At 60.3% G+C, this 15,334-nt stretch carries 13 protein-coding genes and 1 tRNA gene; 7 read left to right on the forward strand and 7 right to left on the reverse strand.

Annotation, left to right across the window (positions count from 1 at the left end; genetic code table 11):
- Positions 1 to 160 precede the first annotated feature (160 nt).
- Entirely contained in the window at positions 161 to 1,330 is a 1,170-nt protein-coding gene (locus VJR29_11640) for a hypothetical protein (GenBank protein ID HKY64062.1), read from the reverse strand.
- Positions 1,331 to 1,478: 148 nt separating this feature from the next.
- On the opposite strand from VJR29_11640, the gene VJR29_11645 reads away from it, so the two are divergent.
- Genes VJR29_11645 through VJR29_11655 form a run of 3 tightly spaced genes read left to right on the forward strand, consistent with a single transcriptional unit; the run spans position 1,479 to position 2,372 of the window.
- The gene (locus tag VJR29_11645) at positions 1,479 to 1,895 is read left to right on the forward strand and encodes a hypothetical protein (GenBank protein ID HKY64063.1); all 417 of its coding nucleotides are present in this window, start codon (positions 1,479 to 1,481) and stop codon (positions 1,893 to 1,895) included.
- A gap of 36 nt (positions 1,896 to 1,931) precedes the next feature.
- Complete coding sequence (locus tag VJR29_11650) at positions 1,932 to 2,201, forward strand: hypothetical protein (GenBank protein ID HKY64064.1); 270 nt, start codon at positions 1,932 to 1,934, stop codon at positions 2,199 to 2,201.
- Between the two features lie 12 nt (positions 2,202 to 2,213).
- Positions 2,214 to 2,372: a hypothetical protein gene (locus VJR29_11655; GenBank protein HKY64065.1), complete on the forward strand. Its 159-nt coding sequence runs from the start codon at positions 2,214 to 2,216 to the stop codon at positions 2,370 to 2,372.
- 7 nt (positions 2,373 to 2,379) lie between these two features.
- Here the strand turns inward: VJR29_11655 and VJR29_11660 are convergent.
- The 5 genes from VJR29_11660 to VJR29_11680 all read right to left on the reverse strand — a co-directional run bounded on the left by VJR29_11660 (position 2,380) and on the right by VJR29_11680 (position 8,594).
- A tRNA-Ser gene (locus VJR29_11660) sits at positions 2,380 to 2,469 on the reverse strand.
- A 122-nt stretch (positions 2,470 to 2,591) separates the two neighbouring features.
- Positions 2,592 to 3,863: a serine--tRNA ligase gene (gene serS / locus VJR29_11665; protein ID HKY64066.1), complete on the reverse strand. Its 1,272-nt coding sequence runs from the start codon at positions 3,861 to 3,863 to the stop codon at positions 2,592 to 2,594.
- A gap of 13 nt (positions 3,864 to 3,876) precedes the next feature.
- Entirely contained in the window at positions 3,877 to 4,914 is a 1,038-nt protein-coding gene (locus tag VJR29_11670; GenBank protein HKY64067.1) for a thioredoxin domain-containing protein, read from the reverse strand.
- A gap of 57 nt (positions 4,915 to 4,971) precedes the next feature.
- Positions 4,972 to 7,401, reverse strand: a complete 2,430-nt coding sequence (locus tag VJR29_11675) for a 3-hydroxyacyl-CoA dehydrogenase NAD-binding domain-containing protein (protein HKY64068.1) — start codon at positions 7,399 to 7,401, stop codon at positions 4,972 to 4,974.
- A 26-nt stretch (positions 7,402 to 7,427) separates the two neighbouring features.
- The gene (locus VJR29_11680) at positions 7,428 to 8,594 is read right to left on the reverse strand and encodes a thiolase family protein (GenBank protein ID HKY64069.1); all 1,167 of its coding nucleotides are present in this window, start codon (positions 8,592 to 8,594) and stop codon (positions 7,428 to 7,430) included.
- 142 nt (positions 8,595 to 8,736) lie between these two features.
- On the opposite strand from VJR29_11680, the gene ilvD reads away from it, so the two are divergent.
- The 4 genes from ilvD to VJR29_11700 are packed head-to-tail and all read left to right on the forward strand — an operon-like array spanning position 8,737 to position 12,980.
- The gene (gene ilvD / locus VJR29_11685; protein HKY64070.1) at positions 8,737 to 10,416 is read left to right on the forward strand and encodes a dihydroxy-acid dehydratase; all 1,680 of its coding nucleotides are present in this window, start codon (positions 8,737 to 8,739) and stop codon (positions 10,414 to 10,416) included.
- 12 nt (positions 10,417 to 10,428) lie between these two features.
- A complete protein-coding gene (locus VJR29_11690; GenBank protein HKY64071.1) occupies positions 10,429 to 10,845 on the forward strand; it encodes a PqqD family protein in 417 nt (138 codons plus the stop codon).
- Positions 10,846 to 10,854: 9 nt separating this feature from the next.
- Positions 10,855 to 11,880 (forward strand): hypothetical protein, encoded by a 1,026-nt coding sequence (locus tag VJR29_11695; protein HKY64072.1) that lies wholly within the window; start codon positions 10,855 to 10,857, stop codon positions 11,878 to 11,880.
- Positions 11,877 to 12,980, forward strand: coding sequence for a glycosyltransferase family 4 protein (locus tag VJR29_11700; protein ID HKY64073.1), 1,104 nt, complete (start codon positions 11,877 to 11,879; stop codon positions 12,978 to 12,980). Before VJR29_11695 ends, VJR29_11700 begins: the two co-directional genes overlap by 4 nt.
- Here VJR29_11700 and VJR29_11705 read toward each other — a convergent pair.
- Positions 12,970 to 15,309 (reverse strand): hypothetical protein, encoded by a 2,340-nt coding sequence (locus tag VJR29_11705; protein ID HKY64074.1) that lies wholly within the window; start codon positions 15,307 to 15,309, stop codon positions 12,970 to 12,972. The genes VJR29_11700 and VJR29_11705 overlap by 11 nt on opposite strands.
- Positions 15,310 to 15,334: the final 25 nt, after the last annotated feature.

Raw genomic sequence — 15,334 nt, forward strand, 5'->3', positions numbered from 1 at the left:
GGCATTGGCCGGGACCATCGCTTGCTGGAGCTCGGTCGAATCGTGAACCTGGATCCAGGTCTGTTTGACGTTCTTGGCTTCGGCCGAGGCCATGAAGATGGACGCGACCAAGAGCCCGATCGCGGGGATGAGTTTGAACCGCATAATGCCTCCTAAAAAATTATGGGTCGCAAGAGCCGAATTCGGGTAGGGAGCTCAAAGGCAAAACCAGGTTGTGCTCCCAAAGGACCTCATGAAGACAGGGATCGTAGGTGACGTCGGGCGGCACCGGCGGCAGGTTCGGCGGGTTGACGTCGGGATCGAAGACCAAGGCTGAATCAGTTTCTAGGATGAGGTTATGGGTCACCGTCACCTCGGCTTCGAAGGTCTTGGCGAAGCTGAGGCCGATGCCGATGGCGCTTTCGACGAGGAGATTCTGCGTCACCTGGGCGATGCTGTTACCCACATCGATGAATTCCTCGGTTTCCGGGTCGATCTCGAAGACTCCGACGTTCAAGATTAAGCCGAGGTCCGAGGCCTGGACCAGGTTTTGGGAGACTTCGAGGTTATTCTCGACGTCTTGGGCAAACACCCCCTGGGCGGCGTCGGAAACGGCGTTCTGAGTGACGACCACGTCCTTGGCCGCGGCGGCTACCAAGCCCCGCCAATAATGGCGGATCAGGTTATTCGAAACCGAAATGTTTTCGACTCTTTCTCCGAAGGGGTGAGAGACGAAGATCCCGCGGCCGTTGAAGTTATCGGCTCCGACCCCAACAAAGGCGCTTTGCTGAATCACCAGGTTGGAGCTTCCCCCGTGAAAGCCCCGAACGAATCCTTCGATCTTCACATTGGAAACCTCGGCCGACTCGGCGTTGTGGGCGCTGGCGCCGAAAACCGGACAGGAGCCGGGAGTGCCACAGGTGATCGCCAGGTCGCGCAATCCCACCGGGCCCATTCCGCCGAGCGGTGAGCCAAGCGCCAAGGCCCAGTTCAGTGATCGGGTGATTCCGTCGCTGCCGGTGAAAAGGTTGGGTCCATTCGAAACTAGCTGGGTCTTTTGCGGGCCTTTCCCCACGATGGAGATGCCGCCCGAGCAAGTCGGGGCCCCAAACAGTCCATTGATAGCCGCGGCGGTATTGGCGTCGTAGACGCCGTTCTTCAGCAGAACCCGGCCTCCATCGGGATTGGCGCAAACCTGGGCAATGCAGGAATTCAGCCCGGTTTTGGGCGCGCATTGCACTTCGATCGGACCGGCCAAGGCAGGAGCGGAGAACAGAGAGATCCCCAAACCCAAGGCGAGAACGTTGAAGATTGGACGGATGGCGGCGAATTTTGGATGATGGAAGAACATATCCCTAACCCCTTTAACCCTAGAGAACGATCATTCGCCCCACCCCTGGATCGAACACCCGAATTCTCATATAAAAGAAGGCTATGGCGCAATATCGTTTCTAATTCGACTTGCTCTGCCCCTCGGCTTTCGCTAGGCAAATCTGGAATTGAAACGATTCTTTCTTTTACTCTGGATCCCGGCCTTGGCCGCTTGTTTCTCCCCGACCGAGCTTCGTCCCGGCGACGCGGTCTGGATCCAATGGACTCCGCAAATATGGTACCACGGTCGCATCGAGAGCCCCTGTGAAGGCGGTTTCAAGGTCCGTTTCGATGATCAGGACGAGAAGTGCAGCCCGCCCCAGTCTTTGGCCAAGGACGTCTCGCCGACCCGGGTGGCCTTGGAGCCCGGAATGCGGGTTTTGGCCCAGAAAGAGCCTCGAATTTACGCGCCGGCCCGAATCCTGGAGAAAAACGGCCTGGATTTTCGGGTCCAATTCGACGATGGCCAGGCGACCCTGGCCCCCCTCCGCCTCCTGCGTCTTTCAGCGACCCCCGACGGAAAATCTTTGAGCCTGAACCCTTAGTCCCTTACAATCCGAAAGCCGAGGAAAGGGGGCATTATGCATTTTATTGGATTGGCTTTTTTTCTGGCCTCGTTGGTTTTTGGCGCCGCGGCCTGCGGTAGCGCCAACGGAAGCTGCGAAGACGTCGTTTGCCTCGAAGGGACCTCCTGTCTCCTGGAGGACGGAACGCCGACCTGCGTCCCGAACGGCGTCAGCGGCGGGGGCGGCGGCAACCAGGCCGGCGAGTCTTGCGAAACCAGCGCCGACTGCGCGGCCGGACTCAGCTGTCAGCCCGATTTGGGCGGAACTTTGATTTGTCAGGAATAATACGGAGGGCCCATGAACCGCATTTCAAGACTTCTGATATTGTCGATCTTTCTTCTGAGTGCCGCGGCCTGCGGCGGCAGCGATGACGACGACGCCTGCGAGGGCGTCACCTGTCTCGAAGGCACTTCTTGCATCGTCCAGGATAGCGGGCCGGCTTGCGTGCCAAATTGAATAAAAATGGCGGAGAGGGTGGGATTTGAACCCACGGTCCCCTTGCGGAGACGCCGGTTTTCAAGACCGGTTCCTTAAACCACTCGGACACCTCTCCTATTCGCCCGCCCGGAGCAAGTCCGGACGGGCTAAAGCCCAGGGGGCGAAAGCCGTTCTCCCCCTTCAACCCCAACGGTTGAGGTTAGGGGAGTCGTTTTAAATCTCAGAGAACTTTCGCTTCTACTTGGCTGAAATAATCTCCAAGCCGGACCAGCTTTGCAACTCGGCGGGGACCCGGATGCTGCCGTCGGCTTCTTGGTAGTTCTCCAGGATGGCCACCAGAGTCCGGCCCACGGCCAAGCCGCTGCCGTTCAGGGTGTGGACCAGCCGGTTCTTGCCTTGCTCGTCCTTGAAGCGGATCTGGGCCCGGCGGGCTTGGAAATCCTCGAAATTGGAACAGCTTGAAATCTCGCGGTAAGCGTTCTGGCCCGGCAGCCAGACCTCGATGTCGTAGGTCTTGGCCGAAGCGAAGCCCATGTCGCCGCTGCAAAGGCAGACCACTCGATAATGAAGTCCCAGCTTCTGGAGGATGGTCTCGGCGTCCCGGGTCAACTTTTCCAGCTCGTCGTAGGAGGTCTCGGGCCGGGCGAACTTCACCAACTCGACCTTGTTGAATTGATGCTGGCGGATGAGCCCCCGGACGTCCTTGCCGTAGCTGCCGGCTTCGCTGCGGAAGCAGGGAGTGTAGGCGGTGAGCGAGATCGGAAGCTGCTCGGCCTTGAGGATCTCGTCGCGGTAGATATTGGTCACCGGAACTTCGGCGGTCGGCACCAAATAGTAGTCTTCGCCGGTCTTGAAGAGGTCGGCTTCGAACTTGGGGAGCTGGCCGGTGCCGCGGAGGCTCGCGGCGTTGACCAGGAAAGGCGGTAGGACCTCCTCGTAGCCGTGCTCCAGGGTGTGGGTTTCGAGCATGAAGTTGATCAGGGCCCGCTCCAGGGTCGCGGCGCCGCCGCGGTAGAGCGTGAAACGGGCGCCGGTGATCTTGGCGCCGCGCTCGAAATCGAGGATGCCGAGCTTTTCGCCGATTTCCCAATGCGGTTTGGGCTCGAAGCTGAATCTGGGTTTCTCGCCCCAGCTCCGCACCACCTTGTTGGCCGATTCGTCGGCGCCCACCGGCACCGAGTCGTGGGGCAGGTTGGGCACCTGCATCAGGAACTCGGTGAATTCCTTTTCCAGCTCCTCCATTCGGGGGGCGATGGCTTTCACCTTCTCGGCGACTTGCTTCATCTCCTCGAGCACCGGCGCGGCGTCCTTGCCGGCCTTCTTGAGCTGCTGGATTTCTTGCGAGGCTTGGTTCTGCCGGGCCCGGAGCTGGTCGTATTCCTGCTGGAGCTGATTCTTCTTCTGAAGGACCGCGACGGCCTGATCGAGGCCTTCGGGCACGGCGCCGCGCTTGGCGAGCTTGGCCTTGACCTGGTCTAGATTCTGCTGAACGAACTTGGGATCGAGCATCGCGGGCTCCGGACTAAGATTTGTCTCCCGCCAGCTCGGCGTCGATGATCTTCTTGAACTGCTCGACCGGCAGGGCGCCGGACAGCGAGCGTCCGTTGATGAAGAAGGTCGGGGTTCCGTTGACGCCAGCCTTGGCTCCGTCGGCCAAGTCCTTGTCGACCTCGGCCGAGTATTTCCCCTCGTCGAGGCAAGCGTCGAACTTTTTCTGATCGAGGCTCAGGCCGGTGGCATAGGCCTTGAGCTCGGTGACTTCCAAAGACTTCTGGTTGTTCCAGAGCACGTCGCTGTATTCCCAATACTTGCCTTGGTCGCCGGCGCATTGGGCGGCTTCGGCCGCTTTCTTGGCCGCCGGATGGAAGTCGAGCGGGAAGTCGCGCAGGACGTAATGGATCTTGTCGCCGTAGTCGGCGACCAATTGCTTCACCGTCGGCCGAACCTTGCTGCAGAAGGGGCATTGGTAGTCGGTGAACTCGATGATCGTCACCTTGGCTCCTTTGGGACCCTTGCTCGGATCGTCGTCGACGCCGACGTCGACCTTGGGCGGAGCGAGCAGGATCTTGACGCTGCTGGCCGAGCGCAGGCGATCGAGAAAGTTCATCCGGTAGAGCGAGGTTTTGCGGGCCAGGAGCTGGCTGCGGATCGGCTCCTTCAGCTCCTCAAGGCTGCGGCCTTGGAGCCGGGCTTTGTTGTCCTCGAAGAACAGCTTCACCTCTTCGTCGGAGATGGTTCCGACTTTTTCCAGGATCTCAACCTTCAGGAGCTGGTCGACGGTGATCCCCCGCTTTTTGGCTTCCTTGGTCAGCAACCGGTCATCGATCAAGGTATCCAAGCCCTGTCGTTTGATTTCGTAGATTTGGGTCTGGATCTGGGCGAGCTGGCCGGCGACGATTTCGTCCAAATTGGCTTCGGTGATTTTCTCGCCGTCGAGCTCGGCGACCACCGTCTTGGAGCCGCCGGCGACCGGGGCCGGCGCGCTGGCCGGTTGGCTGGGCTGACCGCCGCCGCAGGCTTGGAGAAGGGCAAGGCTGAACAATAAAAGGGATTTCTTCATGGTAGATGGGCTACCGCGAATGGCCCCCGATGGCAAGCGGGTGGAAATGGCGTTAAATCAGTTCCGCAGAGGCTTGTTGTTCATCAGCATGAACTGCATCCGGGCCTGGCTCTTCTCGGTGCCGGCCAGTTGCAAGAAGGCCTCGCGCTCGAGGTCGAGCAGGTATTGCTCGCTGACCAGGCGCTGGGTCGGGATGTCGCCGCCGCAGAGGACGCCGGCCAATTTCTCGGCGATGAAGGCATCGTGCTCGCTGATTTGATTCAAGGCCCGGAAGCCGCGGATCGCCGAAACCATCGCCATCTTGCCGCCGATGCCCGGAACCAGGATGTCCTCGCGCGGCGTGGCCGGCTTGTAGTCTTTGCTCATCGCCAGAACATCTTGCTTGGCGTCGAAGAGCAGAGTCTCGCGGTTGAGCGAGAACTTGTCGCTGGGACGGAGATAGTCGAGCTCCACGCCTTCCTTGGCGCTGGTCGCGACCTTGGCGAAACCGACCCGCTCGAAGGCCCGCTGGACCTTGGGGAAGGGGCCGCCGTCGCCGGTCGAGGCCCACACCTTCTGGCCTTTCTTGCGCAGCGTGGCTTCGCAGTTCAGCAGCATGTTCTTGCAGCCGCCGCCGCCGGGAATCAGGCCGACGCCGACTTCGACCAGGCCGATGTAGGTTTCGGCCGCGGCCCGCACTGCGTCGGCGCCCATGACGACTTCGCAGCCGCCGCCCAAGGTGAGGCCGAAAGGCGCGGCCACCACCGGCTTGGGCGAATACTTGAGAGCCATGCAGAAATCCTGGAAGGCTTTCACGATCTGACCGATCCGGTCCCAATTGCCCTGCTGGGCTTCGAGCCAGAGCAGCATGAGGTTGGCGCCGACCGAGAAATTCTCGGACTCGTTGGTGATGACCATGCCGGCCAGGTTCTCGTTCTTGACCTTCTCCAAGCCCTTGAAGCCCATCGCGATGATCTCGTCGTCGATGGCGTTCATCTTGGAATGGAACTCGAGGCAGATCACGCCGTCGCCGACGTCGATCAGGCTGGCCGAGCCGTTGCTTTCGATGACCTTGTTCTGCTCGCGGAGGTTCTTGAGCAGCAAGATGTTGGGGCGCACCGGCACCGGTTGATAGCTATTGGTCTTCAGGTCGAAGTAGAAAGTCTTGCCGTCCTTGCGCTGGTAGAAGACGCCTTCGCCCTTTTCCAAGACTTGGGTGAAGAGGGCCGGGACTGGGAGGCCGTCCTTCTTGATTCGCTCCACGGCTTCTTTCAAACCGATGGCGTCCAAGACCTCGAAGGGACCGATGTCCCAGTTGAAGCCCCAGCGCATGGCCCGGTCGACGTTGACCACGTCGTCGGCGATCTCGGGAATGCGGTTAGCCGAATAAATCAGGGTGTCGCGGGTGACTTTCCAGGCGAAGTCGGCGGCCTTGTCGTCGCCGGCCAGGACGGCCTTGATCCGTTGGCCGACGTCCTCGATGCCCTTGGCGGCCTTGAGCGAGGCGAACTTGACCTCGACCTGCGGGACGTACTCGCCGGTCTTGAGGTCGAGCGAGAGGATCTTCTTTCCTTCGGCGCTCTTCTCTTTCTTGTAGAAGCCCTGGCCGGCCTTGTCGCCGGTCCAGCCCTTGGCGATCATCTGATTGACGATGTCGGGCATGACGAAGATCGCGTGCTGCTCGTCCTTGGGGCAATTGTCATAAGTGTTCTTGACGACGTGGGCCAGGGTGTCGATGCCGGCGATGTCGGCGGTGCGGAACATCGCGCTCTTGGGCTTGCCCAGCGCCGGGCCGAGGATCTTGTCGACCTCTTCCAGCTTCCAACCCTCTTCGATGACCCGCTTCAAGGCGGCCATGAAGGCGAAGGTGCCGATGCGGTTGGCGATGAAGTTCGGCGTATCCTTGGCGTAGACCACGCCCTTGCCCAGCTTGTCCTCGAGGAAATCGACGATGTCCTTGGTGACGGCCGGGTCGGTCGCCGGCGAGGAGATCACCTCGACCAGCTTCAAGTAACGGACCGGGTTGAAGAAGTGAGTCACGACGAAGTTCTTCTTGAACGGCTCGCCCCGTCCCTCTGCCATCGAGTGGAGTGGTAATCCCGAGGTGTTGGAGCTGACGATGGTGTGGGGCTGCATCACCTTTTCGACCTTGGCGAAGACCTGCTGCTTGATGTCGAGGCGCTCGACGACGACCTCGACGATCCAGTCGCAATCCTTGAGCTTGTCCCAATCGTCCTCGAAATTGCCGGGGGTGATCAGCTTGAGGTCGCGCTGGGTGTAGATCACCGCCGGCTTCGACTTCTTGATCGCTTCGATGCCGGCCAAGGCGAACTTGTTGCGGAAGGCCGGGCTCTTTTCGGTCAGGCCGGCCTTTTGGTCGGCCTCGCTGAACTTCGGCGGAACGATATCGAGGAGGAGAACCGGCACGCCGGCTCCGGCCAGATGAGCCGCGATGCCGTGACCCATGACGCCCGCGCCCAAAACGCCCACTTTCTTGATCTGTCGCATGGTGGTTACCTCTATATTCTAAAAGATTATAACCGTTCGATCACGCAGGCCGCGCCTTGGCCGCCGCCGATGCACATCGTCTCCAAGCCCCACTTCTTGTCGTAGGTGAAGAGATCGTTGATCAGGGTGGCCATGATGCGGGCGCCGGAGCAGCCAAGGGGATGGCCCAGGGCGATGGCGCCGCCGTGGGGATTGAGCTTCTTGAGATCGATGCCGAGGTCGCGGGCCGAAGCCAGCGACTGAGAGGCGAAGGCCTCGTTCATCTCGACGATGTCGATGTCGTTGATGGTCTTGCCGGCCCGCTTGAGGACCTTGCGGACCGCCGGGATCGGGCCGATGCCCATGATCTCGGGCGCGCAGCCGGCCACGGCCATCGCGTGGATCCGGGCCAAGGGCTTGAGGCCCAGGGCCTTGGCCTTGTCGGCGCTCATGATCACGACGGCGGCGGCGCCGTCGGTGAGCGGCGAGGAGTTGCCGGCAGTGACCTTGCCGTTTTCCTTGAAGACCGGCTTCAGGGTCGCCAGCTTCTCGACGGTGGTCTCGGGCCGGGGGCCTTCGTCGATGTCGATCTTTTTGACGCTGCCGTCGGCCTGGGGGACTTCGATCGCGACGATCTCGTTCTTGAATTTGCCTTCCTTGATCGCCTTGGCCGCCTTCTGGTGGCTCTCATAGGCGAACTGGTCCATGTCTTCGCGCGAGACGTTGTACTTTTCGGCGACGTTCTCGGCGGTCAGGCCCATGCTGATGTAGGCGTCGGGCATGCCGGCCTGCATGAGCTTGGGGTTGAGCGAGGGATTGAAGCCGCCCATCGGGACGTGGGACATGCTCTCGATGCCGCCGGCCACGAAGACTTCGCCGTCCCCGACCATGATGGCGCGGGCCGCGTCCATGATCGACTGGAGTCCGGAGGCGCAGAATCGGTTGGTGGTGACCGCGGCGGCGCTGTTGGGGATGCCGGCCAGGAAGCTGACGTTGCGGGCGACGTTCATGCCCTGTTCGCCCTCGGGCATGGCGCAGCCGAGGATGACGTCTTCGATTTCGGCCGGATCCAAGCCCTTGGCCCGGCTCACCGCCTCTTTGACGACGGCGGCACCGAGATCGTCGATGCGAAGGTTGACGAATTGACCCTTGAGGGCGCGGCCCATCGGGCTTCGAACGGCGCTGACAATGACGGCATCTCGGGTGGCAGGCATAAATCCTCCTAAAATGAATGGCTATTCAGTCCCTCACTAAACCGCCATGACGGGAGGTGTCAAGATCGGAATTGGGGGTTTTTGTCCCTTGTCAGCTGGGGATTCGGCAGGTAAATGACAAGGCTCATCCCGGAAGGTTTTCATGGAAAAAAAGCTGAATAAATACAGTTCCCGACTGACCCAAGACCGCGATCAGCCCGGCTCCCAAGCCATGCTCTATGGCACCGGCTTGAGCGAGGCCGACTTGGCCAAGCCCTTCGTCGGCATCGCGACCACCTGGTACGAGGGAAACACCTGCAACATGCACCTCAACGACCTCGGCAAGATCGTCAAGCAAGGCTGCGTCGAGGCCGGAATGGTCGGGATTCAATTCAACACCATCGGGGTCAGCGACGGCATTTCGATGGGAACCGAGGGAATGAGCTACTCGCTGCAGTCGCGGGAGCTGATCGCCGACTCGATCGAAACCACGATGGGCGCCCATTTCTACGACGCCAACGTCTCGGTGATGGGCTGCGACAAGAACATGCCCGGCTCGGTCATCGCGATGGCCCGGCTCAACCGGCCCAGCATCATGGTTTACGGCGGCACCATCCGACCGGGACATTATAAAGACCGCACCCTCGACATCGTCTCGGCCTTCGAGGGCTTGGGCGAGTGGGTCGCCGGCAAGATCACCGAGGCCGATTTGAAGGGCATTTTGCAGAACGCCTGCCCCGGCGCCGGCGCCTGCGGCGGCATGTACACCGCCAACACCATGGCCTCGGCGATCGAGGCCCTGGGCCTGAGCCTGCCTTACAGCTCCTCCCATCCGGCGACCAGCCCCGAGAAGAAAGAGGAGTGTCTCAAGGCCGGCCCGGCGATCCGCAACCTGCTTGAAAAAGATTTGAAGCCCCGCGACATCCTGACCCCCCAGGCTTTCGAGAACGCGATGACCCTGGTCATGGCGCTGGGCGGCTCGACCAATGCGGTCCTCCACCTGATCGCCATCGCCAAGGCCGCCAAGATTCCGCTCAAGATCGACGATTTCCAGCGGATCAGCGACAAGGTTCCCTTCATTGCCGACCTCAAGCCCAGCGGCAAATACGTGATGGAAGACCTCTGCCAAGTCGGCGGGGTTCCGGCCGTGATGAAGCTCTTGCTCAAGGAAGGTTTCTTGCACGGCGAAGCCGTCACCTGCACCGGCAAGACTCTGGCTGAAGACTTGGAGGCCGCACCCGGCCTCAAGGAAGGCCAGAAGGTCATCGTCTCGCTGGCCGAGCCGATCAAGAAGACCGGCCATATCCAAATCCTCTACGGCAACGTTGCGGTCCAGGGCTCGGTGGCCAAGATCACCGGCAAGGAAGGCCTGAAGTTCACCGGCAAGGCTCGGGTCTTTGAATGCGAGGAGGACGCCAATGCCGCGCTCAAGGGAAAAAAGATCAAGAAAGGTGACGTTATTGTCATCCGCTACGTCGGACCGAAAGGCGGCCCCGGCATGCCCGAGATGCTCAAGGTGACGGCCTTGGTGATGGGCGAAGGCTTGGGCAAGGACGTGGCCTTGATCACCGACGGCCGCTTCTCCGGCGGAACCCACGGCTTCGTCGTCGGCCACATCACGCCCGAAGCCCAGGAGGGCGGGGCGATCGCGGTGATCGAGGAAGGCGACGAGATCACCATCGACGCTGAAAAGCGGGAATTGAACCTGAACGTTTCGGCCGCCACCATCGCCGAGCGACTGAAAAAGTGGAAGGCGCCGGAGTACAAGGCCAAAAGCGGGACGCTCTATAAATTCATCAAGAACGTCAGCACCGCGTCCGAGGGCTGCGTCACCGACGCATAGCGGGGAGGAAAGATGGCGGAAGTCTACCGGGTGTCGCCGCGGATCAGCAGCGAAACCATCAACGGCGAGGTGATGATCCTCGACCTCGACACCGGCAATTATTACAACTTGGCCGAGTCGGGCGCGGCGATTTGGGAGTTTCTCGAGGCCGGCGCCAGCGCCGCCGAGATCGTCGAAGGCCTGTCCTCTCGCTTCGAGGCCGAGCCCCATCGTATCGCGGCTTCCGTCGAGCGGCTGCTCGGCGAATTCAAGGATGATCGGATCATTTCGGCCGTCGCCGCCGGCGAGCGGAGTCCCAAGCCGCCGACCGCCGCCACTCGCCGCCCCTTCGTCGAGCCGGTCTTGAATAAATTCTCCGATCTCAAGGACCTCTTGATGATCGATCCGATCCACGAGGTCGACCAGGTCGGGTGGCCTCAGAAGGCCTAGGAAGGCGCGATGGTCGCGGCTCGGGAATATTTCGAATATGTTCAGGCGGCTTTTCTCGAGGCGGCGGCGCGAGCCCAGGACGGGCGCCGGGTCGAATTCCGCTTGGGCCCGGCCAATGTGGCTTTTCGATTCGCCAATTCGGCCTTGCTCTCCACGATCATGCCGCCCTTCGCCCATTTGCCGCCGTCAGACCCAGCTAGCCAGCGCTGGCTCAGCGTGGATTTGTGGGACGGCGAAAGCTCCGGCATCGTCTTGAAGCCGCCGCCCATGAAGGAGCTTCACGGCGGCCGGGTTTATTTGGGCGAGGGCCGCCATTCGGTGCTCTATGATTATCACGCTCAAATCCTTTGCCTCTACGATGCCGAGGATCGTCATGCGATCTTTTGGACGCCGCGAGCCGACACCTTTCCTTATTTCGAGTCGGTCTCGCCGCTGCGGGTGATCTTCGATTGGTTCTTCACCGATTCCTCCCTCCAAATGATGCATGCCGGGTCGGTCGGAACCGAGAAGGGCGCGCTGCTCCTGGTCGGGAAGGGCGGCTCCGGCAAGTCGACGACCTGCTCGCTGGCTTTCCGCAGCGAGCTTTCCTTTTTAGGTGACGACTTTTGCCTGGTCGATTCGGCGAAGCCCCGGGTCTACAGCCTCTATGCCTCGAGCAAGCTTTGCCCCGACGTCGTCGATCGCTTTCCGGAGTTGAAGCCGGCCCAGAACTACTCGCCGCGCCATCCGGAGGAGAAGGCGACCTTCCTTTTGGCCGAAAAGTTTTCGAGCAAGATTCCGGCCTCCCTGCCTTTGAAGGCGGTGGTCGTTCCCCGGCTCCGCGATTCCGAGGAGAGCTCTTTCCGGCCGGCCAAGCCGATGGAAGCGCTCACCGCTCTCGCTCCGAGCACGGTCTTCATTCTTTCGCGCAACGGCGACCATGGTTTTAAAAAGTCGGCCGAGCTGCTGCGGCGGGTGCCCAGCTACACCCTGGAGCTGGGCCGCAATTTCAGCGGTGTCACCGCCTGCCTGGTCGGCTTGCTGGATCAGCTATGAAGAAGCGGCTCCTCTTCTGGAACGAGTTCTACCTCCCCACCATCGGCGGGATCGAGGTGCTCTGTGGCCAGCTGGTCGATGCCTTGAAAAAGCGGGGCTACGACATCGCGGTGGTTTCCGACGACCGCCGGGGCCGTCATCGGCCGGAAGAGCTCGTCGCCGGCACTCGAGTCTTCCGGCTGCCCTTTCTCCGCGGCATGGCGGGCGAATTGCCGGCGATCGCCGAGGTCAAGAAACGCCTGGCCGCGATCTTGGAAGAATGGCGGCCCGAGCTCATCCACCTTCACAGCAGCGGGCCGAGCTTATTTTATTTCCTGGAGAATCGGGTTTTCGAAAAATTTGCCTCTTTATGGACCGTCCATTCGACCGAATACCCCAAGGCCGAATGGAACCTGCGGATCTTGCGAGCCGTCACCGCCGCCAATGCCGTCTCCGCCTACATTCAAAGGCATATCCAAAGCTGGGATCCCTCGGTCGAGTGGAAGGTGCCGGTCATTTACAATGGACTGCGAATGCCGGAGTCGACTGAAGCCGTCGCTCCGACCTCGTCCTTCATCTTAATGGCCGGCCGGGTGGAAAAGGAAAAGGGCTTCGACGTGGCGCTGCGGGCCTTCGCCGCGATTCGGGATTCCTTTCCGGCTTTCCGTCTCAAGCTGGCGGGCGACGGCAAGGCCCTGTTCGAGTTGCGGGCTTTGGCCGAAGAGCTGGGGCTTTCGCCGGCGGTCGACTTCTTGGGCTGGGTGGCGCCGGCGGAAATGCCGGCCTTGACGGCCCAATCGACTTTGGTGACGGTCCCTTCCCGCTGGGAGGAGCCCTTCGGGCTGGTGGCCTTGCAGGCCATGCAGCTGGGGAAGCCGGTGATCGCAACCCGGGTCGGCGGACTGCCGGAAGTCGTCCTCCATCGCGAAACCGGTTTGCTGGTTCCGAAAGACGAGGCGGGCGAGCTGGCCCAAGCGATGATGGAAATTCTCCGCGAGCCTGCCCTGGGCTCGGCGATGGGGCAAAGAGGCCGGGAGCGGGCCGAGCGGGTCTTCGATTTCGAGCGGATGGTCGATGAATACGAAGCTCTGTATCGATCCTTGCCGGCCATCATTCCTTGACCATTGTTTTTCTCGCGCCTTTCATAAGATCGGTCGACAAGGAAACAAGCGATTTCCGGAACGGACTGTTCCAGGATAGCTGCTGGGCCGAGAAATTAAGGGAGATAGCCGAATCGATCAGGGCCACGCCCAGTGGATGGAGGCCCACTTCACTTAGGACTTTTTTGGAATCCTTCAGCTCGAAGATGGATTGGCTCACCAACTGATTGGCGGCGTTGTTGCTTCCCGCACCGAGGGAAGCTTGGTTCAATTCAGCCGACTGCCGCAAATTCTCCAAGGCGTTCAACACCCGAAGGAATTTTCCGATGGAGGCCACCGACTCGGGTCCCAATTGGATGGCGACCTTACCGCTGTCCGGAAAAGCCATGAACAATTGGATGACCGATTGATCGTTAAATTGGGGGGTCGTGTAGAAAGCGATGGCTTCCTCCAGCGTATCGAAGGCGTTGTTATGAAAAAAGGGACCGGTGTCGGCCGCTTCAATCAAGGGTGGCGTATTGAACTGCTCCAGACAATGCCCTCCGACAAAGAAGGGATTTTGGGCAATGCCTCCGAAACCACCCGGCTCGTTCCCTGGAGGATTGGGAATAAAGACAGGAAACGGACCGCTTACGTCAAACTGGCCTTCAAAACAATTGCCGGTCTCCAAGGGCAGGATGCCGAAGCCACCGTCGGGGGGAGCGACCCCCGGAGCGGCTGCTTCGGTGAGGTTCGGCACCGCATGACCCACGCCGGTCGAAAAATTGAAATTGCCGAACAGTCCCTGTGGAAATCCGAATTGGGCGACCTGGGCGCCGAATATTTCGGGATCGACATTGGCGCCGGCGTTGAAATGACAAAGGGCGCATTTACCGGCGTCCAAGGAACCCCCTTCCGTATCCGCACGGAAGAAAAGCTCCTTGCCCATTTCCACCGACGCGTTTCGAAATTGGATCGCACGAACGTCGATGTCCTCGGTTCGACCCAGGGACAATTGGAACAATTCCAGGGCGTCCAATTCGACCGCGGTCGGGATACGAAAATCCTCTCCCGGCACCCGGTCGAGGCTTTGGGTAAAGTGCTGGAACACCGCGCCTACCGAAAATTCACGCAGTGAGCCCGAACCTGGCGCCCCGTCGCCACCCCAGCCGGTTCTCTCGATGGGAAACGCCACCAGCGGCGGGCCGGGATCGATCGGAGGGAAACCGGAACCTTCCGGCGGCGTCAAATCCATTTGGACGATTTGTTCCCCGAAGGGGATGACGGTGGGTCCTTCCAAACCGGGCAAGACGCAACCGTCCGGATCTACGCAAGTTGGAGGCGAAAGGGTGGTGGCGAGCGCGAGGGTATGGTTTGGCGAACGCATCACGCCAGGATTGTCAAAGCCGTCCACGTTCTCCAGGATAAGTCCCCGTTCTCGAAGCAGGATCGGCACCTCCAGATCGGCCAAGTCGGGATTGGTCTCTGCGACGAACAAAGGATCGTCGTTCGGCAGAGTGGCGATGAACGCCGGATCGATGGTGAAATTGTTCTGGGGAGCATGGCAAGTGGCGCAGGTTCGCCCGTTGCCCTCGAATGTTTCATTGACGAAGAGGTCCGCCCCAAACGCCACCATCGGATCCACTAGAACATCAGGGTCCACGATAGTATTGGCCGCGTGGGCATCCCGGATATTCATAAATTGCTGCACCAAAGCCCTCGATTGGGATTCTTGCGAGCTCAGTTCAGCCAGATAATCGTTGAGCTGGCCTCGCGATTTTTTTGTATAAAGCCTTTGAAAGGTCTTTGGCATGCCGTAAAGGGCGCCTTTTTCCGAAGGATCCCGCCCATTCCGGGTCACGATCACAGCGTCCACTTCAAAATTCTTAAACTGCTCGGGCCCCAGTTTAACCGATAATCGTGCGATGTCGTTCTTGTCGCGTGTCAGCGTCCCCAGCCGATAAAGCTCGTCGCCCTTGTCCACGGCGGCGCCTCCCGCCTTGTCATCCATCAGCCACGCGTCCCACTTTTCATTGGGCGATAAGCCTGAGGTCTCGATTTTAACCGAGCCATCGATGATATTGATCTTGGCGATTCCGCGTCCGGTGATTCCACTTTCCGATAGCCCCTTGGATGGACCAAGAGGGATCAATACGTTTCGATCTCCTCCGTTTTTCTCGTGCCGCTCGACCCATTGTTCGTATAAGCGTTTTATCTTTCCCGGATTCCCGCCCACGAAGGTTTCCCTCTCCTTGAACTTTGGATGAGGGCCCTCATCCGGCCCAATGGGAAGAAGCCCAACTCCCGTAATGGCAAGAAAGCCAACTATCGTAATGATCCAATTAATTTTTTGATTTGATTTGGTATTCATAGGCCCGCCCTTCTCCGAAATTTCT

This window comes from bacterium (genome assembly GCA_035281585.1).
GTDB lineage: Bacteria > UBA10199 > UBA10199 > DSSB01 > DSSB01 > DATEDP01.